Below are 24,785 nucleotides of genomic sequence, written 5' to 3' on the forward strand. Positions count from 1 at the left end.
TCACTCACCACTGCCGCCGGGGCGGCCGCGCATTTTCTTGACTTCCGAGCGACCGGATTTTTCCTTCAGGCGGCGTTCGACCGAACCCTTGGTTGGCCTGGTCTTCTTGCGCGGCGGCGGCGGCGGCTTGGCGGCCTCGAGGATCAGTTCCTTGAGCCGGTCACGCGCATCCTCCCGGTTGCGGTCCTGGCTGCGAAACCGGCTCGCCTCGATCATCAGCACGCCATCCTTCGACAACCGCCGGCCGGCGAGCTTGATCGCATTGGTTTTGACACGATCGTTCAGGGACGGCGAATTCGGGATGTTGAAGAACAGCTGGACCGCGGTCGAGACCTTGTTGACATTCTGCCCGCCGGGGCCGCCCGCCAGAACGAACTGTTCCGTCAGCTCCCATCCCGCGATGGTGATCCTGTCATCGATATAGAGCGCGTCGCTGGCCATGCGGCGTTCTATCTCACATCAACGGCGAATTGAAAATATAGGCCATGATCAAGAAACCCGGCAATCCTGCGATGCCGGGTTTCACGTGAGTCAGAAACGGGAGCATTCCGTTCTTCTTGGAAGTACGGAATGCTCTAACTTTTGTTTTCACGCAATTCCGGACGCAAAACCGCTGCGCACTTTTGCTGGAATTGCTTGTTCGCCTTATTCGGCGGCGACCTTCACGCCGGGGGCCGCATCACGGACACCGCCGTCGACATGATTTTCGAACTTGGCGAAGTTCGCGATGAACATCGAGACCAGTTTTTCGGCCTGCGCGTCATAGGCTGCCTTGTCGGCCCAGGTCGAGCGCGGATCGAGAATGCTGCCATCGACACCGTCGACGGAGACGGGCACGGCGAAGCCGAAGTTCGTGTCAGCACGGAATTCGGCTTGTCCAAGTTCGCCGCTCAGAGCGGCAGCGAGGAGCGCACGCGTCGCCTTGATCGGCATGCGCTTGCCGGTGCCGTAGGCGCCGCCGGTCCAGCCGGTATTGACAAGCCAGCATTGGACGCCATGACGGCCGATCAGTTCCTTGAGCAGATTGCCATATTCGGCCGGATGCCGCGGCATGAAGGGCGCGCCGAAGCAAGTGGAGAAGGTCGCTTCCGGTTCGACGACACCCTTTTCGGTACCGGCCACCTTGGCGGTGTAGCCGGAGAGGAAGTGATACATCGCCTGATCAGGCGTCAATCGGGCGATCGGCGGCATGACGCCAAAGGCATCGGCGGTCAGCATGATGATCGTCTTCGGATGCCCGGCACGGCCCGTTTCCGACGCGTTCGGAATGAAGTCCATCGGATAGGCGCAACGGGTGTTCTCGGTCAGCGACCCGTCGTCGAAATCCGGCTCGCGGCTTTCATTCAGCACGACGTTTTCCAGCACGGTGCCGAAGCGCTGCGTTGTCGCATAGATTTCCGGCTCGGCTTCGGCCGAGAGGCGGATGGTCTTGGCGTAGCAGCCGCCTTCGAAGTTGAAGATGCCGTTTTCGCTCCAGCCGTGTTCGTCATCGCCGATCAGCGTCCGGGCCGGATCGGCCGAAAGCGTCGTCTTGCCGGTGCCGGAAAGGCCGAAGAAGACTGCCGCGTCACCGTCCGGGCCGACATTGGCTGAGCAGTGCATCGGCATCACGCCCTTGGCCGGCAGCAGGTAGTTGAGCACGGTGAAGACCGATTTCTTCATTTCGCCGGCATAGGAGGTGCCGCCGATGAGGACGAGACCGTTGGTGAGATCGCAGGCGATCACCGTTTCCGAACGGCAGCCGTGGCGGACCGGATCGGCCTTGAAGCTCGGCAGATCGATGATCGTCAGTTTCGGCACGAAGCCGGACAGCGCTGCAGTGTCAGGGCGGATCAGCAGATTGCGGATGAACAGCGAATGCCAGGCGAATTCGGTCACGACGCGGGTTGGTAGAGCATGGCCTTCCTCGGCGCCGCCGACGAGATCCTGGACGAAAAGCTCCTTGCCCGCGGCATGCGACAGCATATCGTCGCGCAGCACGGCGAAATGCTCCGGCGAGATCGGCTTGTTGTTGTCCCACCAGATTTCGCCATCGGTATTGATATCGCGAACGACGAATTTGTCGCGCGGCGAACGGCCCGTGTGCTGGCCGGTAATAGCCCGCAATGCGCCTTGAGCGGTCAGTTCGGCTTCGCCCCGGCGGATCGCTTCTTCATAGAGCGCGGCGGCGGAAAAGTTGTAGCGAACGCTGGCTGCGCCGCCCAATCCAACCGTTGCCAGCTCTATTGCCGGGTTATGAACTCCGAACATTTCCATGGCTAGTTCCCTTCACTCAGGCGCGTTGCCGTTAAAACTAACCGCGAAAATACGGGCAGAAATTTTAAAACACAAGATGGAAAACTTGAGAAAATGCAGTGATATCAAACAATTAATCGATTTAAATTTATCGCCATAATTTTAAATCGTTTGAATAGCTCACGTTTAAACATTTGGAAGAACCACCTAAGATTGCGTTCTAATTTTACGGCAATCTTCCCCTTTATCTTTGCCACAATTTGTTCCACCTTTATCCTCCATAAGCGCATCCGGTCACTGAGACCGCCTGGGGAGAGCAAATCCGGGAGATTGCGCACTGATGACGGAGACCAACACCATGCCGACAATCGCGCTCGTTGATGACGACCGCAACATCCTCACCTCGGTGTCGATCGCACTGGAGGCCGAAGGATATAAGGTCGAGACGTATACGGATGGTGCTTCGGCGCTCGACGGCCTGCTGGCGCGACCGCCGCAGCTGGCGATCTTCGACATCAAGATGCCGCGCATGGACGGCATGGAACTGCTGCGCCGCCTGCGGCAGAAGTCGGATATTCCAGTCATCTTCCTCACCTCCAAGGATGAGGAGATCGATGAACTCTTCGGCCTGAAGATGGGCGCCGACGATTTCATCACCAAACCGTTTTCGCAGCGTCTGCTGGTGGAGCGCGTGCGCGCCGTCCTGCGCCGCGCGTCAAGCCGCGAAGCCGCCGCCGCCGGCACCAGCCCCACCGGCGCGCCGAAGAACGGCGCGGTGCAGCAGGCCCGCTCGCTGGAGCGCGGGCAGCTGGTCATGGACCAGGAACGCCATACCTGCACCTGGAAAGGCGAGGCCGTGACCCTGACGGTGACCGAATTCCTGATCCTGCATTCGCTGGCGCAGCGCCCCGGCGTCGTCAAAAGCCGCGACGCGCTGATGGACGCAGCCTATGACGAACAGGTCTATGTCGACGACCGGACTATCGACAGCCACATCAAGCGGCTGCGCAAGAAATTCAAGATGGTCGACACCGACTTTGATATGATTGAAACACTCTACGGAGTGGGATACCGCTTCCGCGAAGCAGCCTGAGCCCCGAGCGGCGCAGCGCGCTCCTGCATAATTTCCTAAATCGGCATCGATTTAAGGATTAGATTATGCAGCAGTTCAAAATGTCACAGCGTCCTTTGCGCGTCTGAAAAGACGCGCGGCGCTGTCGGAAATATTGAGGGCTGCGGGCCGGTCCATCCGGCCCCGCCCTTCGAAAGGGCCTGTCATTGGCACAGTTGGTGCAGGAAAGGGATCTGGACGATGCGGAGGGCGTGAGCACCCGTCGCGTCCGAGGCCGCCGTTGGTCGCATCCCTTTACCCTGATCCGCCGCATCTTCGGCAATGCCGTCTTTTCGAGCCTGACACGGCGCATCCTGTTCTTCAATCTCGTCGCGCTGGTGGTGCTCGTCGGCGGCATCCTCTACCTTAACCAGTTCCGCGAGGGATTGATCGATGCTCGCGCCGAAAGCCTGTTGACGCAGGGCGAAATCATCGCCGGCGCCGTTTCGGCCTCCGCGTCGGTCGATACCAACTCGATTACCATCGATCCGCAGAAGCTGCTCGAGTTGCAGGCCGGCCAGAGCATCACCCCGGTGCCGAATGACGAGGACCTTGAATTCCCGATCGATCCCGAAAAGGTCGCGCCGGTCTTGCGCCGGCTGATTTCTCCGACGCGCACGCGAGCCCGCATCTTCGATGCCGATGCCAACCTGCTGCTCGATTCGCGCCATCTCTATTCGCGCGGCCAGGTGCTGCGCTTCGACCTGCCGCCGGTGGAGGAAGAGAAACAGACCTGGAGCGAGTGGTTCGCCACCCTGTTCAACAAGGCGTTACAGCCCGGCAATCTGCCGCTCTATAAGGAAGCGCCGGGTGGTGACGGCTCGATCTATCCCGAAGTGATGAACGCGCTCACCGGCGTGCGCGGTGCAGTCGTGCGCACCACCGAAAAAGGTGAACTCATCGTGTCCGTCGCCGTGCCGATCCAGCGCTTCCGCGCCGTGCTCGGCGTGCTGTTGTTGTCGACGCAGGCGGGCGACATCGACAATATCGTCCATGCCGAGCGGCTTGCCATCATGCGTGTCTTCGGCGTGGCGACACTCGTCAACGTGCTGCTTTCGCTGGTGCTGTCGTCGACCATCGCCAATCCGCTTCGCCGTCTTTCGGCAGCGGCCATCCGCGTTCGCCGCGGCGCCAAGACGCGTGAGGAAATTCCCGACTTCTCTGCTCGCCAGGATGAAATCGGCAACCTTTCGATCGCATTGCGCGAGATGACGACGGCGCTCTACGACCGCATCGATGCGATCGAAAGTTTCGCGGCCGATGTCAGCCACGAGCTCAAGAACCCGCTGACCTCTCTGCGCAGCGCCGTCGAAACGCTGCCGCTTGCCCGATCCGACGATTCCAAGAAGCGGCTGATGGACGTCATCCAGCACGATGTCCGCCGCCTCGACCGGCTGATCAGCGATATCTCCGACGCCTCCCGTCTCGACGCCGAACTCGCACGCGTCGATGCCGGCTCCGTCGACATGGAGGTGCTGCTGCGCGACCTCATCGAGGTTTCGCGCCAGGTCAGGAGCACCAAGAAGCAGGTGGAAATCGAATATGCGATCGAACGCAAGCCGAACGTCAAGACGCGCTTCGTCGTCAACGGCCACGATCTACGCATCGGCCAGATCATCGCCAACCTGATCGAGAACGCCCGCTCTTTCGTGCCGGAAAAGGGCGGCAAGATTATTGTGCGGCTGGTGCGGACACGCTCGCGCTGCGTCACCACTATCGAAGACAACGGCCCCGGCATCCAGGCGGAAAATATCGACCGCATCTTCGAGCGCTTCTATACGGACCGGCCGGAGGCGGAAGGCTTCGGCCAGAATTCGGGGCTCGGCCTTTCGATCAGCCGGCAGATCGCCGAAGCGCATGGCGGTTCGCTGAGAGCCGAAAACATCACCGATGCCGAGAGCGGGCATATACTCGGGGCGCGCTTCATCCTCTCTTTGCCAATCGGCGCCGCAGCATGACCGAGGCAGATTTCAACGTCCATGCGACGGCGATCGTCGTCGGCAAGACGGGGCTGCTGTTCAGCGGCCCCTCCGGCTGGGGAAAATCGATGCTGGCCTTCACCTGCATGACCGAGGCGCGCCGGCTCGGACTTTTCACGGCGCTGGTCGCCGACGATCAGGTTCTTCTCTCAGCAGAGGCCGGCGCGGTGATCGCCACGTGCCCAACGTCGATCAGCGGGCTGATCGAACTTCGCGGCACCGGCATCGTTCGTCAGGACCATATTCCCAGGGCGGCCATGCATTATGCCGTGCTTCCGGGCAGCGCTACCGGTGAAAACCGGGTGCCTCCCGAGGGCGAAATGGTGAGCCTTGCCGCCGGTTTTTCGCTTCCCGCATTGCGGTTGCTCACAGGCGTTTCCTCACCCCTTGCGATCCTGATGGCAAAAGTGCCGGATATCGGGCGCTGAGGCCTTCCGGATTGGTCAATGTGCCTTATATATTCGCATTTTTATCTTGCACTTCGGCTTTTCATAGCCAAGATGTGCCCCCACCGGTGGACGTAATTGCTGCGTTGCGATATTGGGGCCACCGTTTGTATATGGGAGCAGTAATATCATGATCGGACTTGTGCTTGTCACTCATGGCAAGCTGGCTGAAGAGTTTCGTCATGCTGTCGAGCACGTCGTCGGTCCTCAGAAATTCATCGAGACGGTCTGTATTGGCCCCGAAGACGACATGGACCAGAGGCGGCAGGACATTCTGGAAGCCGTTTCCGGTGCCGATGATGGCCATGGCGTCGTCATCCTGACCGACATGTTCGGCGGCACGCCGTCCAATCTCGCCATATCAGTCATGAGCAGCGGCCATACCGAGGTCATTGCCGGCGTCAACCTGCCGATGTTGATCAAACTTGCCGGGGTGCGCGGCGAGAACAACATGGAGAAGGCGCTGGTGGAGGCTTCCGAAGCCGGGCGGAAATATATCAATGTCGCGAGCCGTGTGCTTAGCGGAAAATAACGGGCCTTCATGACATCGCTCTCCCGGGAACTCCTCATCATCAACAAGCGCGGTCTTCACGCGCGCGCTTCCGCCAAATTCGTGCAGATGGTCGAGACCTTCGATGCCGCCATCACCGTTTCCAAGGATGGAATGACGGTCGGCGGAACCTCCATCATGGGCCTGATGATGCTTGCGGCAAGCCCCGGCTCGAGCGTCGTCGTCTCGGCGAGCGGCAGCCAGGCCAAGGAAGCGCTGGAGGCTCTGGACCAGCTGATCCAGAACAGGTTCGGCGAGGAAATGTGAGCGCCGGCGAGCTCATATAAACATATAAAGACTTCTTTATATCCTTATTGCCATCACCGACGAAGCCTGCTAAACGGCGGACATGCCGTGCGCTTGCACGTGGGTCATCCTTCGCGCCTGCGCCAATTTTGAGATGTTTTTCAGCCTGGAGGCCTCTATGAGCACTGAAAAAGATTATGTCGTCGCCGATATCGGGCTTGCGGATTTCGGCCGCAAGGAAATTACCATCGCCGAAACCGAAATGCCGGGGCTGATGTCCTGCCGCACCGAATTCGGCCAGGCAAAGCCGCTGAAGGGCGCGCGCATCACCGGCTCGCTGCATATGACTATCCAGACGGCCGTGCTCATCGAGACGCTGGTCGCGCTCGGCGCCGAAGTCCGCTGGGCCTCGTGCAACATCTTCTCGACGCAGGATCATGCCGCTGCCGCGATCGCCGCTTCCGGCGTGCCTGTCTTCGCCATCAAGGGCGAATCGCTCGAGGATTACTGGGTCTACACCGACAAGATCTTCCAGTGGGCCGATGGCGGCCTTTCCAACATGATCCTCGATGACGGCGGGGACGCCACCATGTACATCCTGCTTGGCGCCCGCGCAGAAGCCGGCGAGGACGTGCTGTCTCACCCGCATTCCGAAGAAGAGGAAATCCTCTTCGCACAGATCAAGAAGCGTCTTGCCGCTTCGCCTGGCTGGTTCACCAAGCAGCGCGATGCGATCAAGGGCGTCACCGAGGAAACGACGACCGGCGTCAACCGCCTTTACCAGCTCAGCCAGAAGGGCCTGCTGCCTTTCCCGGCGATCAACGTCAACGACTCGGTCACCAAGTCGAAGTTCGACAACAAGTATGGCTGCAAGGAATCGCTGGTCGACGGCATCCGCCGCGGCACCGACGTCATGATGGCCGGCAAGGTTGCCGTCGTCTGCGGCTACGGCGACGTCGGCAAGGGTTCTGCCGCTTCGCTCTCCGGCGCCGGCGCCCGCGTCAAGGTGACCGAAGCCGATCCGATCTGCGCATTGCAGGCTGCGATGGACGGCTATGAAGTCGTTCTGCTCGAGGACGTCGTTTCCTCGGCCGATATCTTCATCACCACCACCGGCAACAAGGACGTCATCCGCATCGACCATATGCGGGCGATGAAGGATATGGCGATCGTCGGCAATATCGGTCACTTCGACAACGAAATCGAAGTCGCTGCACTGCGCAATCTCAAGTGGACCAACGTCAAGCCGCAGGTCGACCTGATCGAATTCCCCAAGGGCAATCGCATCATCCTTCTTTCCGAAGGCCGTCTGCTCAACCTCGGCAATGCCACCGGCCATCCGTCCTTCGTGATGTCGGCTTCGTTCACCAACCAGACGCTGGCGCAGATCGAGCTCTTCACCAAGCCCGACCAGTATTCCAACCAGGTCTATATCCTGCCGAAGCATCTCGACGAGAAGGTCGCACGCCTGCATCTCGACAAGCTCGGCGTGAAGCTGACTGAGCTTTCTGAGGAACAGGCTGCCTATATCGGCGTCTCGCCGAAGGGCCCGTTCAAGTCCGACCACTACAGATATTGATCTGATCGTTAATATCCACAAGATGTAGAAGCCGCGGCATTGACAAATGCCGCGGCTTATTTTTTGAGCGCTCCCTTCCCGCCGATTCCCTTCCGAAGTATTGTTTTAAGACTTGATTCGTGGCGCCGGACCCTGTCCGACCGCCGCGAAAATGGGATGTCTTGTCGTAATGCGGCACATTGAAGGACGGAGACATACCGCGGATGTCGGAAATGAAAAGCAGCCTGCCCGGTCAGGCGGATGATCGCGCTCGCGCCGATCGCCGCCTGCTTATGGCAGGCCAAGGATATAGATCTGCAACGGCACACGAGGCCGCAAAGCAAGAGCACGGACCATTGGCGCGCTTCCTGAAAAGCTGCGCGACCGGCACGGCGCTTGCCACCCTGGCGTGGCCGGCTCTGGCACAGGCGGAGCAGCAGGCGGCGGCCACGGCTCATCTCTTCACATCCTCGCAGGTGATCGGTGTTTCCGTCGTCATCGGCGTCATATCGGCAGCACTGCTGTCGACGCTGTGGCTCGTGCGCCAGCGCGGCAACCTGGAAAACGAGAGCCGGGAAATCCGTTCGGCGCTCTCCGATGCCCAGCAGCGTATTTCGCAATACCAGGCTCTGATCGCCGACAAGAACCGGCGGATCGTCATCTGGGACGGCAATGCGCGCCCTGAACTGCTCGGCCAGCTTCCGCCTGAGACCGGCGCGCCGCAGGACGGCGAATTCCTGGCCTTCGGCCTGTGGCTGAAGTCACGTTCGGCTTCCGAGCTGGAAAAGGCGATCGACCGGCTGCGCGACGAGGCGCAGAGCTTCGACATGGTGGTCGAAACCATCCGCGACGAAATCCTGGAGGCGCAGGGCCGGGTTTCCGGCGGGCGGGCCTTCGTCCGTTTCGTGGCGCTCAACAATCTGCGCGCCGAGCTCGCAGAGCTCAGGATTGAACGCGACCGGCTGATGACCTCGATCTCCGCCTTCCAGACCATGCTCGACGCGATCGACATGCCGGCTTGGCAGCGCGATCCGGTGGGCCGCCTCACCTGGGTCAACCAGGCTTATGGCGAGGCGGTCGAAGCGCGATCGCCGCAGCAGGCGATCAATGAAGGCCGCGAGATGCTGACGACCGTGGCGCGCGAACGCATTCGCGCCACGACGACGCCGGAATCGCCCTTCCACGACAAGATCTCGACGGTCGTGCACGGCAACCGCACATTCTTCGACGTCGTCGACGTCAGAGTTCCCGGCGGCTCGGCCGGCATCGCGATCGATGTGTCCGACATAGAGGCAGTACGCGCCGAGCTGGAACGGACGCTGAAGAGCCATGCCGAAACGCTCGACCATCTCGCCACGCCGGTTGCCATCTTCGACGGCGACCGCCGGCTGCAATTCTACAACCAGGCCTTCGTCGCGCTCTGGGAGCTGGATATCGCCTTCCTCGAAGGCCGACCGGACAATAGCGAGCTGCTCGAGCGGCTGCGGGCGGCCAAGAAGCTGCCGGACCAGCTCAACTGGAAAAGCTGGAAGGAAGCCGCGCTTTCCGTCTATCGCGCCCTCGACACGCAATCCGATCTCTGGCACCTGCCGAACGGGCAGACGTTGCGGGTCTTTGCGACCGCCCATCCCCAGGGTGGCGCCACCTGGGTGTTCGAAAACCTGACCGAGCAGGTCGATCTCGAAACGCGCTACAACACGCTGGTCAAGGTGCAGGGCGAAACGATCGACCATCTTTCCGAAGGTGTGGCGGTGTTCGGCCCTGATGGACGCATCCGCCTTTCCAACCCGGCCTTCCGTGCGCTCTGGGGGATCACCGAAACCGAAGCCAAGCCCGGCACCCATATCCGTGCGCTGGGCGAGGCCTGCGCGCCGTCCTATGACCGGCCGGACGGCTGGAAGACCTTCGCGGAACTGATCACCAGCTTCGACGACGAACGCCGCTCGGGCCAAGGAACGCTGGAACTCTTCTCCGGCCTCGTGCTCGACTACGCCGTCATCCCGTTGCCGAACGCGCAGACCATGCTGACCTTCGTCAACATGACGGACAGCGTGCGTGCCGAGCGCGCGCTGACCGAGAAGAACGAAGCGTTGCGCAAGGCCGACGAGCTGAAGAACGACTTCGTCCAGCACGTTTCCTATGAGCTGCGTTCGCCACTGACCAACATTATCGGCTTCACCGATCTCCTGCGCACGCCGGGTGTCGGGCCGCTTACCGAACGGCAGGCCGAATATATCGACCACATCTCGACCTCGTCCTCGGTTCTGTTGACGCTCGTCAACGATATTCTCGACCTAGCGACCGTCGACGCCGGTATCATGCGTCTCAATTATGCGGATATCGATCTCAACGACCTGCTCGACGACGTGTCGATGCAGATCGCCGATCGCCTCCACGAAAGTGGCGTGGCGCTAGAAATCACCGCACCCGCCTATCTCGGCTCGATCGTTGCCGATCCGCAGCGGCTGAAGCAGATCCTTCTGAAGCTTCTGTCCAATGCGGCGAATTTCTCGCCCGAAGGTACCTCGATCTCGCTGGAATGCCATCGCGAAGGCACGGATTTCGTCTTCGCCGTCAGCGATCGCGGCCCCGGCATCTCACCTGACATGATCGCGACCGTCTTCGACCGTTTTGCCACGGGGGCGAAAAGCGGCAAACGCGGCGGCGCCGGCCTCGGCCTCTCGATCGTCGACAGCTTCGTCAGCCTGCATCATGGCGATGTGACGATCGACAGCGAGCCGGGCAAGGGCACGACTGTCGTCTGCCGTATCCCCTCGGTCGATGTACCGCATTCCGCCGCCGCCGAATGACCACCAGCGATGCGATCTCGCTTTTCCTGAAAGACGAGGCGGCCACCATCCGCCTCGGCGAAGACTTGGCGCTGGCCCTGAAAGCCGGCGATTGCCTTGCCCTTTCCGGCGATCTCGGCGCGGGGAAATCCTCGCTCGCCCGGGCGATTCTTCGCGCCATCGCCGATGACGAAGAGCTCGAGGTCCCGAGCCCGACCTTCACGCTGGTGCAGTCCTACGATCTGCGCATCCTCATTTCGCATTTCGATCTCTACCGGCTCGGCGATCCCGCCGAACTGACCGAACTCGGCTTCGACGAGGCTCTGCAGAACGGCATCTGTCTCGTCGAATGGCCGGAGATGGCTGAGAGCGAGCTGCCCACTCAGCGCATCGCACTGACGCTGGAACATGAGGGCAACGGCCGGCGGGCGACAATCAGAGCCGCGGGCGCACAAGATTCACGCATCCGCCGTGTCCTGGCGATCCGCGATTTCCTTGACGGTGTAGGTTACCCCGAAGCGAAACGCCGCTTCCTGACCGGCGATGCCTCGCTGCGCGCCTATGAGGCGATCTATCCGAAGGCCGAGAACCAGCGCATCATCCTGATGGACTGGCCGCCTCTTGCCGAAGGCCCGCCGGTTCTCGACGGTAAACCCTATCCCAAAGTCGCGCATCTTGCCGAAAACGCCTATCCGTTCGTGGCGATCGCCGATGCGCTGCGCAAGGACGGCTTTGCCGCGCCCGAAGTCTACAAGGTGGATTATAACAGGGGTATCCTGCTGATCGAAGATCTCGGCAGTGACGGCGTGCTGGACGCCCGCGGACAGCCTATTATCGAACGCTATCGCGAAAGCGTTGCCTGCCTGGCCAGACTGCACGCCCTGAAATTTCCGCACGAGATCCCAGTTGGAAAGGGGCATGTCCATCATATTCCTGCTTTCGACCGTACGGCAATGAAGATGGAGGTGCGGCTGGTGCTCGACTGGCACCTGCCCTGGAAGCGCCAGGGCGCACCTGCAACCGAAGCCGAACGCGCGGATTATCTGGCGATCTGGGATACACTCATCGACGAACTCGCAACGGCCGAGAAGAACCTGCTGCTGCGCGACTTCCACTCGCCGAATATCATCTGGAGACCGCATGCGAAAGGCGTCGAACGGATCGGCCTCATCGATTTCCAAGACGCGATGATTGGCCCCACGGCTTATGACCTTGCCTCGATCGTCCAGGATGCGCGCGTAACGATCGAGCCGGACCTCTTCCGGCAGCTGATGGATGATTATCTGACGCTTCGGCGCGCGGAGGGCGGTTTCGACGAAGTCGGATTTATGAAAGCCTGGGCGATCATGTCGGCGCAGCGCAATTGCAAGCTTGCCGGCCTCTGGGTGCGCCTGTTGCAGCGCGACGGCAAGCCGGGCTATCTGAAACATATGCCGCGCACGCTTTCCTATCTGAACGTCGCGCTTGAGCATGAAACGCTTGCCCCCTTGCGCGATTGGTGCGCAAGGGCTGGAATAGGCCAGAGCGAATCATAAGTTCCGGATCAGAATGACCATCAGACAAGCCATGGTACTGGCCGCGGGTCTCGGAACCCGCATGCGCCCGATCACCGATACGATCCCGAAGCCGCTGGTGAAAATCGACGGCAAGCCCATGATCGACTACACGCTGGATTCGCTGGTGGCGGCCGGCATCGAACGCGCCGTCGTCAACGTTCACCATCACGCCGACCAGATGTTCGAGCATCTCGGGAATTATCACGGCCTCGACATCGTCATATCAGACGAGCGGGACGCACTGATGAATTCCGGCGGCGGCTTGGCGAAGGGGCTGAGGCTGCTTACTCGCGACAATATCTTCGTCATGAACGCCGATCTCTTCTGGATCGGCGAACAGCAGGGGCGGCCGACGAACCTGGAACGCTTAGCCGGATTCTTCGATGCCGAACGCATGGATATGGCGCTGCTTTGCGTTGGGATCGAGGATACGACGGGTCACAATGGCAAGAACGACTTCAGTCTTGCGGCCGATGGCCGGCTGACGCGTTATCGCGACGATCCGTCCAATCCCGTCGTCTATGCCGGGGCGATCGCCATGAACCCGTCGCTGTTCGACGATGCGCCGAAGGATGCCTTCAACCTCAATATCTATTTCGACAAGGCGATCGCACGCGGACGGCTTTTCGGCATGGTGCTCGAAGGCCATTGGCTGACGGTCGGCACGCCGGAGGCGATCGGCGAGGCGGAGGAAACGATCCGCAGGTTGCGGGCGTTTGCCTGACGATGGCAGAGCGGCACCAGCCACGCATCCTGACGATTCCGGCGGGCCTCTCCTTCCTGAAAACGCTGGCGACGACACTTTGCGACGGCCGATTGACGCCGATTTTCCGGCACGACGCCAATGATCCGCTATCGCTTGCCAAAGTGACGATCTACCTGCCGACCCGGCGCGCCGTGCGTGTGCTGCGTTCCGAATTCGTCGACCTGCTCGGCGGCTGCTCGGCGATCCTGCCGGTCATCCGTCCGCTCGGCGAAACCGATGACGATAGCGGCTATTTCGACGAGGCGCTGCCGGCGACAATCGATCTCGCTCAGCCGCTGTCGAATACCGCCCGTCTGCTGGAGCTGGCGCGTCTGATCCTTGCCTGGCGAAACAAGCTGCCGGAGATCGTCCGCCACATCCATTCGGACTCGCCGCTCGTTGCGCCGGCAAGTCCCGCGGATGCGATCTGGCTCGCCCGCAATCTTGCGGAGCTGATCGATTCGATCGAAACCGAGGATCTCGACTGGTCGGAGCTGTCGAAGCTCGACACCGGCGACTATGCCGCCTGGTGGCAGCTGACGGCAGAATTTCTGCAGATCGCCAGCGCCTTCTGGCCCGAGCGGCTTTCCGAACTCGGCAAATCCTCGCCGGCGCGGCACAGAAACGCCATTCTCCGGGCCGAAGCAAGCCGGCTTTCGGCGACGAAACCCACCGGACCGATCATCATCGCCGGTTCGACGGGTTCCGTTCCCGCCACCGCCGATCTCATCGCCGCCGTCGCCCATCTGCCTGAAGGTGTGATCGTGCTTCCCGGTCTCGATCTCTCCATGCCCGAAAAGCACTGGCAGATGGTCGCGCCGGAACCGGCGCCCGGCCAATATGCCAATCCCGCAAGCCGGAGCCACCCGCAATATGGCCTGTCGTCGCTGCTCAAGCGGCTGAAGCTGACACGGGCCGACGTCACGCTCCTCGACCGACCGGAGACCGATCTTGACCGGCGCGCCGAAATCCTCTCGCGCGCACTTGCGCCGGCGGAGGCGACCAGCGACTGGGGGGCGTGGAAAAACGAACTGCCGGCAGGCGCGCTGTCTTCGGCTTTCTCTGATATCTCGTTGATCGAAGCCGCTAATGAGCGCGAGGAAGCAACCGCGATTGCCATCGCACTCAGGCTGGCACTGGAGAGACCAGGACTGGACAGCGAGAGCCGGGCAGCACTCATCACTCCGGACCGCAATCTCGCGCGGCGGGTGATGGCCGAGCTTTCCCGCTTCGGCATCCTCGCCGACGATTCGGCGGGCACACCGCTTTCGGCCATGCCGCAGGGCACCTTGCTGCAATTGCTGCTGGAGGCGGCGCTGCGGCCGGGCGATCCGGTGGCGATCGTCTCGCTGCTCAAACATCCGCTTGCCCGGTTTGGTCTGGAACGCGGCGCCTTGATTTCCGCTACCGAGGCGCTCGAGCTGCTGGCACTGCGCGGTGGCGTGGCAGAGGTGGATATCAGCACGCTGGAACCGCTGCTCGCTCACCAACTCGCCGAACAGGCCCTGGACAGGCATGCGCCGCAATGGCGAAAAGCGCTTTCGCCCGAGGCAGCCGACGCCGCATACGACCTTGCCCGGCGGGTTACACAAGCGACCGAGCCTCTGGCTTCGGCCCTGATGCGGCACCGGCCGGAAGATCGCGGAAGAACCGCGCGCTTCACATTGTCCGGATGGGCAGAACGCACCGGCCGTTCGCTTGAAGCGGTCTCGGTCGATCCGCAAGGCAATCTCGCCGATCTCTGGTCGAACGAAGCGGGAGACGCCCTCGCCGCCCTGCTCAGTGAAGTGATCGACACGGACGGCCAGATGGAGGCCGACGGACCGCAATGGATCGACATCATGGCAGCGCTCGCCGCCGGTCATGCGGTGAAGCCACGAGCGCTCAGCCATCCGAGGCTCTTCATCTTCGGCACGCTGGAAGCCCGCCTGCAGAGCGTTGATACGTTGATCCTCGGCGGCCTGAACGAAGGCACCTGGCCGGGGCAGACCGCCAACAATCCCTTCATTCCGCGAATGATGAAGACGGAGATCGGCCTCGAGCCGCCGGAGCGGCGCATCGGCCAGCTGGCGCATGATTTCGAGATGGCGAACGGCACGCGCCATCTGATCTATTCGCGCGCGCTGCGCCAGGGCTCGACGCCGACCGTCGCCTCGCGTTGGCTGCAGCGGCTGCTGGCGCTCGGCGGAGAGGCGTTCGAGGCGGAATTGAGGGGACGCGGCAATCGTTTCCTGCAGTGGGCCGCTCTCATCGATCGAGGAGATGCTCAGGCGCCGGCGCAGCGCCCTACGCCGAAACCGCCGCTGATGCTGCAGCCGAAATCCTATTCCTTCAGCGAAGTCGGCCGGCTGCGCCGAGATCCCTATGCCATCTATGCCCGTCGCATCCTACGGCTCGACCCCGTCGACCCGTTCAATCGCGATCCAGGGGCGGCCGAACGCGGGACGCTCTACCACAAGATCATCGACCGTTTCATTCGCGAAGCTCATATCGCCGGCACGCCGGATGCGGAAGCGGCGATGGAGCGCATCCTTTCCGAGCTTTTCGACATGGAGAAGTTGCCGCCGCATATCGATGCCGTGTGGCGGCCGCGCTTTCGCGCAGTGGCCCGCGCCTTCCTCGAATGGGAGGCTGGACGCCGGCATGGCATCCTTAGAACGCTGACGGAGGTACGGGGCGGCATGGAGCTGGAGTCGATCAATATCCGGCTCACTGGCGTCGCAGACCGGATCGACGTCACCGGGCCAAACGCCGCCGATATCATCGACTACAAGACCGGCTACAATCCCTCGCCGGCGCAGGCGCGCGTGCTTCTCGATCCGCAGCTTGCGCTCGAAGCGGCCGCCTTGAGCGCCGGCGCCTTCCGCGATGCCGGCAGCCTCGTGCCGCAGGACCTTCTCTATGTGCGTCTGCGTCCCGGAAGCCGCTTCCAGGTCGATACCGTCAACAACGAGAGCTCTGCCCGCAGCGACAAGGCGAAATCGGCGATGGATCTCGCAGCCGAATCGATCGATCAGCTCGTCAAATTCGTGGGGCTGCTGCAATCCAACGAAAGAGGCTTTACCTCGCGGCTGATCCCGGCCCAGCAATTCGATTTCGGCGGCGACTATGATCATCTCGCCCGCGTCTCCGAATGGTCGACGGCCGAAACCGAAGAGGGCGGCGATGAGTGATGTGACCGCCCTTCCCAACGACGACGATCCGGGCGCGTGGATCGGCTGGACGACGATCCAGCAGGCGATTGCCTCCGATCCGCTGCGTTCAGCATGGGTCTCGGCCAATGCCGGTTCCGGCAAGACGCATGTGCTGACACAGCGCGTCATCCGGCTGCTGCTATCAGGTGCGCGGCCTTCCGCCATTTTATGCCTCACCTACACCAAGGCCGCGGCGTCGGAAATGTCGAACCGGGTCTTCGAACGGCTGGCGGAATGGGTGGTGCTTGACGATGAAGACCTCGGCCGTCGCATCACACAGATCGAAGGCATGGCGCCCGACGGGCTGAAGCTTGCCGAGGCACGCCGGCTGTTTGCCAAGGCGTTGGAGACTCCCGGCGGACTGAAGATCCAGACGATCCATGCCTTTTGCGAGGCACTGCTGCATCAGTTCCCGTTGGAGGCCAACGTTGCCGGGCATTTCTCGGTTCTCGACGATCGCGCGGCGGTGGCGCTGCTTTCCGATGCGCGCCGGGCGCTGCTGACGGCAACGGCGCCTGACGAAGACAGCGCGCTTGCCGAGGCATTCGCCTATGTGCTCAATCTCGGCGACGAATCCGGACTGGAGAACCTGCTCGGCGACATCGTCGCCAACCGCAATGCCATTCGTCGTTTCACCGCGACGGCCGAACAGCAAGGCGGCGTGGAAATGGTTCTGCGCAAGAGGCTGGGTCTCGCCGCTGGCGACACGGAAAGCGGGATCGCGGCGCAATATTGGCCATTGCCCGAGCTTTCGGGCGGCACGCTGGAGCTTTATCTTTCGCTCGCCGACCAGAAAGGCGGCGCGAAGGCACAGGAGGTTGCCTATGGCCTCAGGCTCGCTGGGCGGGAGCGCGATGACGCAAGGCGCGCTGAGATCCTCGAGAAAATCTTTTTGACAGTGAAGGGCGAGCCCAAGGCGGACTCGCAATTCTTCGTCAAGGCCATGCTTGCCGAGGCACCGCAGCTCGCGGAGGCCATCGCCATTGCTCGCGCGCATGTCGCAGCAAGCCGCGACCGGCTGAAACTGATGCGGATGTATGGCGCCACGCATGCAGCACTCGTGCTCGCCGACCGGCTGAATCACGATTATGAAGAACTGAAGAAGCAACGCAGCCAGCTCGACTTCGAGGACCTGATCACCCGCACTGCCGACCTCCTGACGAAAAGTGGCGTCGGTCCGTGGATCCACTACAAGCTCGATCGGGGTATCGATCATATCCTCGTCGACGAGGCGCAGGATACCAGCCCGATCCAGTGGAGTGTCATCCAGTCGCTCGCCGAAGATTTTTTCTCCGGCGAAAGCGCCCGGCCGATCGTACGCACGCTGTTTGCCGTCGGCGACGAAAAGCAGTCGATCTATTCCTTCCAGGGGGCGCGGCCCGAGCGTTTTTCCGAGGAGAGCGACCGGACGCGACGGCGCGTTTCCGATAGCGGGCAGAGTTTTTCCTCCGTGCGGCTGCCGCTGTCGTTCCGCTCAACCGCCGACGTGCTCGAGGCCGTCGACCACATTTTCAAGGCACCCGAGAACGCGCGCGGCCTCAGCGCGCTCGGCGAACCGGTCGTGCATCGCTCCAGCCGCATCGGGCATCCCGGCGCCGTCGACCTCTGGGAGATGGTTGCGCCGGAAGCGGTGGTGAAGGAGGAGGACTGGACGGCGCCCTTCGATGCGACGCCGGAAAGCGCGCCGGCCGCGATCCTCGCGCGGCGGATCGCCCATTCGATCGGCACGCTCGTCGGTCGCGAAGCGATCGTCGACAAAGGCAAGGAGCGCCTGATCGAGGCCGGCGACATTCTGGTGCTGGTGCGCAAGCGCGACGCCTTCGTCAATGCGTTGACGCGGGCGCTGAAACGCCGCGGCGACATTCCGGTCGCCGGCGCGGACAGGCTGGTGCTGACCAGCCATATCGCCGTGCAGGATCTGCTGGCGCTCGGCCGCTTCCTGCTTCTGCCGGAAGACGATCTTTCGCTTGCCGCTGTGCTGAAGAGCCCGCTTTTCGATCTCTCTGAGGACGACATCTTTGCGATCACCGCATTGCGCGGCGACAATCAGAGCGTCTGGAGCCATCTCAAAAGCTTCGCCGCGGACGGCACCGAACGTTTCCGTGCTACCGTCGAGAGGCTGGAGCTGTTTCTCCGGCAGTCCAGGAGCCTGTCGGTCCATGATTTCTATGCGCGCGTGCTGGGTAGCTATGGGGGACGGCGGCAATTCCTTGCCCGTCTCGGCACCGAGGTCAGCGATATTCTCGACGAATTCCTGACCTTCACGCTCGACCATGAGAGCTCCGGCCTTCCCGGCCTGCAATCCTTCATTTCGACGCTGGAACTCGAAGCACCGGTAATGAAGCGCGAGCAGGACAAGGGGCGCAATGAGGTGCGGATCATGACGGTGCATGCCTCCAAGGGTCTTGAAGCACCGATCGTTTTCCTTGTCGACGGCGGTTCGAAGGCCTTCACCCATACCCATCTGCCAAAGCTTCGCCTGATCGAGACCGGCCCAGACGAGCCGCCGATGCCCGTCTGGGTTCCTGTCTCCGATCTCGCCAATTCGATGACCCAGGATGATGCCGCGCGTATCCAGATGCTGGCGGAAGAAGAATATCGTCGGTTGCTCTATGTCGCCATGACGCGCGCCGCCGACCGGCTGGTCGTCTGCGGCTATCGTGGCGTGCGCGTGAACAACGACACCTGGCATATGATGATTTCGACAGCACTGCGCGACGACCATCCGCATGTAGAAGCGGCCACATTCTCCGGTCCCGATGGGGAATGGCCAGGCATCAGATGGCGCGTGCCACGGGTGGAACGAAGCTTCGAGCGTATCGATCGCAGGCAAGAGCGCGACGGCGAGGAGACTTTGCCGGACGGCCTGTTGCGGCCATTGCCGCCGCAGGCTGAGCTGCCTCGGCCGCTCAGCCCTTCCGGCGCCGGGACGATCATCGACGAAGACGAGGGTGGCCTACTGGTGGTCTCGCCGCTATTCGGCGAGAAGGAGCGCAGCGATCACTCACTGGAGAAGGGCAGGCTGATCCATCGCATGCTGCAGGCGCTTCCCGAAATTCCGCTTGCCGAACGGCCGGATGCGGCAAGCCGCTATGCCGAACGAGCGGCGCGATTCTGGCCGGAAGCCGAACGGCGCAAGCTTGTCGATTCGGTTCTGAAACTATTGGACGAGGAAGGTCTGCAGGCCGTCCTCGGCGTTCAGGCCCAGCCCGAGGTCTCGATCATGGGAACATTGACGCTCGAAGGCCGGCGCTATGCCGTCTCCGGCCGCATCGACCGGCTTGCCGTTCTTACCGATCGCGTCGTCATTCTCGACTACAAGACCAATCGGGTGCCGCCGACAACGGAAGAAGCTGTTCCCTTCGCGCACCGGGCGCAGCTGGCGATCTATCGCGAGATCCTGGCGCCGCTCTATCCTGATAGGCGTATCGATTGCATGCTTGTCTATACCGAGAACGCCTCGCTCTTCACGCTGAGCGAAAAGGCGCTCGGTTTGGCGCTTGCAGCGGTCAAGACAAAGTGAAATACCGGACATTGAAAATTCGGCACCGCACCATCACATGTGGTTCAACACCCAATTCCGTTAAAGGAGCAGCCCATGGCTACCGTGAAAGTCGATATCAATAACTTCCAGTCGGAAGTTCTGGAATCCGCAGAACCCGTCGTCGTCGATTTCTGGGCCGAATGGTGCGGTCCGTGCAAGATGATCGCTCCGAGCCTCGAAGAAATCGCCGTCGAGATGGAAGGCAAGGTCAAGGTCGCCAAGCTGAATATCGATGAAAACCCGGAACTCGCTGCACAGTTCGGTGTGCGCTCCATTCCGACCCTTGCAATCTTCAAGGGCGGCGAAGTTGCCGATATCTCTGTCGGCGCAAAGCCGAAGACTGCACTTTCGAACTGGATTTCGAGCGCTGCCTGATTGATATCGACTTACATCACATTGACGAAAAAGCCCGGTTCAACCGGGCTTTTTCATTTCGCGGCCTTCATTTCGGAGGCGTGCCATTGTCGGAAAGCACGTCGCCGACGAGATAGAGAGAGCCGCCGACCAGGATGCGCGGAGGCAATGCCTCTGGATCGAGAACGGCTTTGATCGCTTCCAACGCATCGCCGACCGTCAACATCGGTTCGGCAACCAAACCGGCATCATAAGCGGCGTTCGACAATATCACGGGATCGATCATCGCCTCGCTGCCGCGGATCGGCACGCAGAAAACCTTCTCGACCAGGCCGGTAAAGGCCTTGAAATAGCCGACCGGATCCTTGGTGTTAATCATCCCGGTAATCAGGAAAAGCGGCCGAGACTGGCGCTCCTCGAAATTGGCCATGGCTTCGGCGATCACTTCGCCGGCACCCGGATTATGTCCGCCATCGATCCAGATCTCGGCACCGGCGGGCGCATGCGACAGCAGCCGGCCCTCGCTCAGACGCTGCAGCCGGCCCGGCCATTCGACCGAACTCATCGCCTTTTCCATCATCGTCTCGGTGACCGTGAAACCCGCCGCCTTGACGGCACGAATGGCGGCGGCGGCATTGGCATATTGATGCCGTCCGGGGAGGCGCGGCAGCGGCAGGTCGGCAAGACCGAATTCATCCTGGTAGACGAGCCGGCCATATTCCTCATGCGCCATGAAATCCTGCCCGAAGACCGTGCTCGGGCAATGCAGCCGCTCGGCCGTCGACATCAGCACGTCGAGTGCTGCGTCATATTCCTGATGACCGATGACAACGGGAAATCCCGGCTTCATGATGCCGGCCTTTTCGGCCGCGATCAACTCGACCCTGTCGCCGAGATAGGGCTGGTGATCCAGCGAAATCGGCATGATGACCGAGACGGCCGGGTCGGAAATGACATTCGTGGCGTCGAACCGGCCGCCGAGACCGACTTCGATGATCGCAGCATCGGCCGGATGTTCGGAAAACAGAATGAAGGTGACCGCCGTCAGGATTTCGAAGACGGTGATGTGCTGTCCTGCATTGGCATCGGCCACGCGACGCACAGCCTCAGCAAAGACGGCGTCGTCGACAAGCTGTCCGCGTCCGCCCTTGACTCCGATCCGATAACGCTCGTGCCAATTGACGAGGTGCGGTGAGGTGTGGACGTGAGCGCTGTAGCCGCCGGCTTCGAGCAGGGCGCGGCAGAAGGCAGTGACAGATCCCTTGCCATTGGTGCCGGCGACATGGATCACCGGCGGCAGTTTCCTGTGCGGATTGCCGAGCACATCGAGAAGACGGGTGATGCGATCGAGAGACAGATCGAAGCCCTTGGGATGCAATCCCATGAGCTTGTCGATCTCCTGTGCTGCCTCACTCACCGCGGTTTGGCCTCTGGGTATCAATTCGGCACCCCGCCTGCTTGTCGGTTATCAGGCGCTCGCCGCCAGAGCAATCGCGCCACTATTCATGTCGTTCGCCGCAGAAACCGGCTTCTTCGTCAGGATCTTCAAGAGGCGCGCCAGCGTTTCCGGAATATCGTGACGTTTGACGACCATATCGACCATACCATGCTCCAGCAGATATTCGGCGGTCTGGAAGCCTTCGGGCAGTTTTTCACGCAGCGTCTGCTCGATCACGCGCTTGCCGGCAAAGCCGATTTCCGCGCCGGGTTCTGCCAGATGAATATCGCCAAGCATGGCATAGGAGGCCGTGACGCCCCCGGTCGTCGGGTTGGTCAGCACGACGATATAGGGCTGGCCGGATTCCTTGAGCATGTCGACGGCAACCGTCGTGCGCGGCAACTGCATCAGCGACAGGATGCCTTCCTGCATGCGCGCCCCGCCCGAAGCGGGGAACATCACCAACGGGCACTTCTCAGACGTCGCACGCTCGAAAGCCTTGACGATCGCCTCGCCGGCGGCCATGCCGAGCGAACCACCGATAAAGTTGAATTCGTGCACGACGGCCACGAGTTTCAGTCCCTGCACCTTTCCGACACCGGCGAGGATCGTATCTTCCTGTTCGGTCTTCAGGCGGCTGTCGCGCAGGCGATCGCTATATTTCTTCGAATCGCGGAACTTCAGCGGATCCTGGGCGACCTTCGGCTGCGGCAGCGATTCGAATTCGCCATTGTCGAAAAGATCGGCCAGCCGCGCCTTGGCCGGCATCTTCATGTGATAACCAGACGCCGGAATGACCCATTTGTTGCCTTCCAGGTCCTTGTGGAAGACCATCTCGCCCGTTTCCGGGCACTTGATCCAGAGGTTCTCCGGCACTTCGCGACGGCCCAGCATGGAATTGATCCGCGGGCGAACGTAGTTGGTGATCCAGTTCAACTCGAATACTCCTGATAGACTTTTTCCAATGTGCGCAAACTATTCGGCAGCAACAAGGCGCGCCGAACGTGTTCCCGTGGAAAGGCCGCGCACCAGCGTGGCAACGGCCTGAACCGTGTCCGCCGTTGCCTTTCCGTCATGCGTCAAGCTGGTCGCGACCTGATTGACGATCGCGGTGCCGACGACGACGCCGTCGGCCGAACCGCCGATGACCTTTGCATGTTCCGCCGTCTTGACGCCAAAGCCGACACAGACGGGCAGGCTGGTGTGCTGCTTGATGCGCTCGACCGCGCCCGAAACCAGCGACGGATCGGGCAGCGCCGAACCGGTGATGCCGTTCATGGAGACGTAGTAGACGAAGCCGGAGGTGTTCTTCAGTACCTTCGGCAGGCGCTTCTCATCCGTCGTCGGCGTCGCCAGGCGGATGAAATTGATGCCTTTGCGGATGGCCGGAATGCAGAGTTCGTCATCCATCTCGGGCGGCAGATCGACGACGATCAGGCCGTCGATGCCGGCGGCGAGCGCGTCATCGAGGAATTTCTCGACGCCATAAATATAGATCGGGTTGTAGTAACCCATCATCACGATCGGCGTCGCATCGTTCGTCTTGCGGAAATCGGCCGCCAGCTGCAGCGTCTTCTTCAGCGTCTGGCCGCCTTTCAGGGCGCGCTGGCCGGCCAGCTGGATCGCCGGGCCGTCGGCCATCGGATCGGAAAAGGGCATGCCGAGCTCGATGATGTCGGAGCCCGCCTCCGGCAGCGCCTTCATGATGCCGAGCGAGGTGTCATAATCAGGATCGCCGCCCATGAAATAGGTCACAAGCGCCGGACGGCCCTCGGCCTTCAGCTCGGCAAAGCGTTTGTCCATGCGTGCGGTCATGTCTTACAGTCCCATTCCCAGAATCTTGCCGACGGTGAAGATATCCTTGTCGCCGCGGCCGGAGAGGTTCATCAGGATGATCTCGTCCTTGCCCATCGTCGGTGCGCGTTTGATCACCTCGGCAATGGCATGCGAGGGCTCGAGCGCCGGGATGATGCCTTCGAGGCGGGTCAGGGTCTGGAAAGCCTCGAGCGCTTCGTGGTCCATGATCGGCACATAGTCGACGCGACCGGTATCGTTCAGCCAGGAATGTTCGGGGCCGATGCCGGGATAATCGAGACCGGCCGAAATCGAATGGCCTTCCTTGATCTGACCGTCACCATCCTGCAGCAGGTAGGTGCGGTTGCCGTGCAGCACGCCCGGCGAACCGGCGGTGATCGAGGCGCAATGTTCGTCGCCCTGCAGACCCTTGCCGCCGGCTTCGACGCCGACGATCTTGACCGAGGGATCATCCAGGAAAGGATGGAAAATGCCGATGGCGTTCGAGCCGCCACCGACGGCAGCGATGACCAGATCAGGCAAGCGGCCTTCGGCCGCCAGCATCTGCTCTTTCGCTTCGATACCGATCACCGACTGGAAATCGCGGACCATCTCCGGATAGGGATGCGGACCGGCTGCCGTTCCGATCAGGTAGTAGGTATCCTCGACATTGGTAACCCAGTCGCGAAGCGCCTCGTTCATGGCGTCCTTCAGCGTGCCGCTGCCTGCCGTGACCGGCTTGACTTCCGCGCCGAGCAGCTTCATGCGGAAAACGTTCGGCGCCTGACGCTCGACGTCGGTGGCGCCCATATAGACGACGCAGGGAAGGCCAAAGCGGGCGGCAACGGTCGCGGAGGCTACGCCGTGCTGGCCCGCACCGGTTTCGGCGATGATGCGGGTCTTGCCCATGCGCTTGGCGAGCAGGATCTGGCCGATGCAGTTGTTGATCTTGTGCGAGCCGGTATGGTTCAGCTCCTCGCGCTTGAAGTAGATCTTCGCGCCACCGAGTTCAGCCGTCAGCCGCTCGGCGAAATAGAGCGGGCTCGGGCGGCCGATATAATGCGCGCCGAGATGCTTCAATTCGGCCTGGAATGCCGGATCGTTCTTTGCCCTGTTCCACTCGTCCTGCAGATCAAGGATCAGCGGCATCAATGTTTCGGCGACGAAACGACCGCCATAAATGCCGAAACGGCCATCTTCATCGGGGCCGGAACGGAAGGAATTCGGTTTAGGCGTCTCGTTCACT

At 61.6% G+C, this 24,785-nt stretch carries 18 protein-coding genes; 12 read left to right on the forward strand and 6 right to left on the reverse strand.

Annotated elements, in window-relative coordinates:
- A complete protein-coding gene (gene arfB, locus A6U98_RS08865; protein ID WP_064649311.1) occupies nt 1-441 on the reverse strand; it encodes an alternative ribosome rescue aminoacyl-tRNA hydrolase ArfB in 441 nt (146 codons plus the stop codon).
- A 204-nt stretch (nt 442-645) separates the two neighbouring features.
- Nucleotides 646-2,256: a phosphoenolpyruvate carboxykinase gene (locus A6U98_RS08870; RefSeq protein WP_064649313.1), complete on the reverse strand. Its 1,611-nt coding sequence runs from the start codon at nt 2,254-2,256 to the stop codon at nt 646-648.
- A gap of 337 nt (nt 2,257-2,593) precedes the next feature.
- Here A6U98_RS08870 and A6U98_RS08875 point away from each other — a divergent pair, with 337 nt between their 5' ends.
- From A6U98_RS08875 to trxA, 12 genes are all read left to right on the forward strand, one after another.
- Nucleotides 2,594-3,328 carry a response regulator transcription factor gene (locus tag A6U98_RS08875; RefSeq protein ID WP_011649862.1) on the forward strand — a complete coding sequence of 245 codons (735 nt, stop codon included), beginning with the start codon at nt 2,594-2,596 and terminating at the stop codon, nt 3,326-3,328.
- Nucleotides 3,329-3,513: 185 nt separating this feature from the next.
- On the forward strand, nt 3,514-5,304 hold the full coding sequence (locus A6U98_RS08880) for a sensor histidine kinase (protein WP_064649315.1): 1,791 nt from the start codon (nt 3,514-3,516) through the stop codon (nt 5,302-5,304).
- Nucleotides 5,301-5,753, forward strand: coding sequence for a serine/threonine protein kinase (locus A6U98_RS08885; RefSeq protein ID WP_064649317.1), 453 nt, complete (start codon nt 5,301-5,303; stop codon nt 5,751-5,753). The genes A6U98_RS08880 and A6U98_RS08885 overlap by 4 nt, the downstream gene beginning before the upstream one ends.
- Nucleotides 5,754-5,901: 148 nt before the next feature.
- Nucleotides 5,902-6,303 (forward strand): PTS sugar transporter subunit IIA, encoded by a 402-nt coding sequence (locus A6U98_RS08890; RefSeq protein WP_003544139.1) that lies wholly within the window; start codon nt 5,902-5,904, stop codon nt 6,301-6,303.
- 9 nt (nt 6,304-6,312) lie between these two features.
- Nucleotides 6,313-6,588, forward strand: coding sequence for an HPr family phosphocarrier protein (locus A6U98_RS08895; RefSeq protein ID WP_064649319.1), 276 nt, complete (start codon nt 6,313-6,315; stop codon nt 6,586-6,588).
- Between the two features lie 157 nt (nt 6,589-6,745).
- Complete coding sequence (gene ahcY, locus A6U98_RS08900; protein ID WP_064649321.1) at nt 6,746-8,146, forward strand: adenosylhomocysteinase; 1,401 nt, start codon at nt 6,746-6,748, stop codon at nt 8,144-8,146.
- Nucleotides 8,147-8,349: 203 nt separating this feature from the next.
- Complete coding sequence (locus A6U98_RS08905) at nt 8,350-10,935, forward strand: PAS domain-containing sensor histidine kinase (protein WP_064649324.1); 2,586 nt, start codon at nt 8,350-8,352, stop codon at nt 10,933-10,935.
- A complete protein-coding gene (tsaE, locus tag A6U98_RS08910) occupies nt 10,932-12,449 on the forward strand; it encodes a tRNA (adenosine(37)-N6)-threonylcarbamoyltransferase complex ATPase subunit type 1 TsaE (RefSeq protein WP_064649326.1) in 1,518 nt (505 codons plus the stop codon). The genes A6U98_RS08905 and tsaE overlap by 4 nt, the downstream gene beginning before the upstream one ends.
- A 13-nt stretch (nt 12,450-12,462) precedes the next feature.
- Nucleotides 12,463-13,194: a nucleotidyltransferase family protein gene (locus A6U98_RS08915; RefSeq protein ID WP_064649328.1), complete on the forward strand. Its 732-nt coding sequence runs from the start codon at nt 12,463-12,465 to the stop codon at nt 13,192-13,194.
- 2 nt (nt 13,195-13,196) lie between these two features.
- The gene (addB, locus tag A6U98_RS08920) at nt 13,197-16,388 is read left to right on the forward strand and encodes a double-strand break repair protein AddB (RefSeq protein WP_064649330.1); all 3,192 of its coding nucleotides are present in this window, start codon (nt 13,197-13,199) and stop codon (nt 16,386-16,388) included.
- Nucleotides 16,381-19,932 carry a double-strand break repair helicase AddA gene (addA, locus tag A6U98_RS08925; protein ID WP_064649332.1) on the forward strand — a complete coding sequence of 1,184 codons (3,552 nt, stop codon included), beginning with the start codon at nt 16,381-16,383 and terminating at the stop codon, nt 19,930-19,932. Before addB ends, addA begins: the two co-directional genes overlap by 8 nt.
- 75 nt (nt 19,933-20,007) lie before the next feature.
- Entirely contained in the window at nt 20,008-20,328 is a 321-nt protein-coding gene (trxA, locus tag A6U98_RS08930) for a thioredoxin (RefSeq protein WP_003544118.1), read from the forward strand.
- Between the two features lie 67 nt (nt 20,329-20,395).
- Here the strand turns inward: trxA and A6U98_RS08935 are convergent, their stop codons facing one another.
- Genes A6U98_RS08935 through trpB form a run of 4 tightly spaced genes read right to left on the reverse strand, consistent with a single transcriptional unit; the run spans nt 20,396 to nt 24,784 of the window.
- On the reverse strand, nt 20,396-21,748 hold the full coding sequence (locus tag A6U98_RS08935) for a folylpolyglutamate synthase/dihydrofolate synthase family protein (RefSeq protein ID WP_197496363.1): 1,353 nt from the start codon (nt 21,746-21,748) through the stop codon (nt 20,396-20,398).
- A 27-nt stretch (nt 21,749-21,775) separates the two neighbouring features.
- Entirely contained in the window at nt 21,776-22,681 is a 906-nt protein-coding gene (accD, locus tag A6U98_RS08940; RefSeq protein ID WP_064649336.1) for an acetyl-CoA carboxylase, carboxyltransferase subunit beta, read from the reverse strand.
- Nucleotides 22,682-22,720: 39 nt separating this feature from the next.
- The gene (gene trpA, locus A6U98_RS08945) at nt 22,721-23,560 is read right to left on the reverse strand and encodes a tryptophan synthase subunit alpha (protein WP_012759560.1); all 840 of its coding nucleotides are present in this window, start codon (nt 23,558-23,560) and stop codon (nt 22,721-22,723) included.
- A gap of 3 nt (nt 23,561-23,563) precedes the next feature.
- Nucleotides 23,564-24,784, reverse strand: coding sequence for a tryptophan synthase subunit beta (gene trpB, locus A6U98_RS08950; protein WP_003544114.1), 1,221 nt, complete (start codon nt 24,782-24,784; stop codon nt 23,564-23,566).
- Nucleotide 24,785 lies beyond the last annotated feature (1 nt).

This window comes from Rhizobium sp. WYCCWR10014 (assembly GCF_001657485.1).
GTDB lineage: Bacteria > Pseudomonadota > Alphaproteobacteria > Rhizobiales > Rhizobiaceae > Rhizobium.

What these genes read in the sequence shown, in the direction of transcription:
- arfB (WP_064649311.1), bottom strand. Translation starts at nt 441, where the DNA reads ATGGCCAGCGACGCGCTCTATATCGATGACAGGATCACCATCGCGGGA.
- A6U98_RS08870 (WP_064649313.1), bottom strand. Translation starts at nt 2,256, where the DNA reads ATGGAAATGTTCGGAGTTCATAACCCGGCAATAGAGCTGGCAACGGTT.
- A6U98_RS08875 (WP_011649862.1), top strand. Translation starts at nt 2,594, where the DNA reads ATGCCGACAATCGCGCTCGTTGATGACGACCGCAACATCCTCACCTCG.
- A6U98_RS08885 (WP_064649317.1), top strand. Translation starts at nt 5,301, where the DNA reads ATGACCGAGGCAGATTTCAACGTCCATGCGACGGCGATCGTCGTCGGC.
- A6U98_RS08890 (WP_003544139.1), top strand. Translation starts at nt 5,902, where the DNA reads ATGATCGGACTTGTGCTTGTCACTCATGGCAAGCTGGCTGAAGAGTTT.
- A6U98_RS08895 (WP_064649319.1), top strand. Translation starts at nt 6,313, where the DNA reads ATGACATCGCTCTCCCGGGAACTCCTCATCATCAACAAGCGCGGTCTT.
- ahcY (WP_064649321.1), top strand. Translation starts at nt 6,746, where the DNA reads ATGAGCACTGAAAAAGATTATGTCGTCGCCGATATCGGGCTTGCGGAT.
- A6U98_RS08905 (WP_064649324.1), top strand. Translation starts at nt 8,350, where the DNA reads ATGTCGGAAATGAAAAGCAGCCTGCCCGGTCAGGCGGATGATCGCGCT.
- tsaE (WP_064649326.1), top strand. Translation starts at nt 10,932, where the DNA reads ATGACCACCAGCGATGCGATCTCGCTTTTCCTGAAAGACGAGGCGGCC.
- A6U98_RS08915 (WP_064649328.1), top strand. Translation starts at nt 12,463, where the DNA reads ATGACCATCAGACAAGCCATGGTACTGGCCGCGGGTCTCGGAACCCGC.
- addB (WP_064649330.1), top strand. Translation starts at nt 13,197, where the DNA reads ATGGCAGAGCGGCACCAGCCACGCATCCTGACGATTCCGGCGGGCCTC.
- addA (WP_064649332.1), top strand. Translation starts at nt 16,381, where the DNA reads ATGAGTGATGTGACCGCCCTTCCCAACGACGACGATCCGGGCGCGTGG.
- trxA (WP_003544118.1), top strand. Translation starts at nt 20,008, where the DNA reads ATGGCTACCGTGAAAGTCGATATCAATAACTTCCAGTCGGAAGTTCTG.
- trpA (WP_012759560.1), bottom strand. Translation starts at nt 23,560, where the DNA reads ATGACCGCACGCATGGACAAACGCTTTGCCGAGCTGAAGGCCGAGGGC.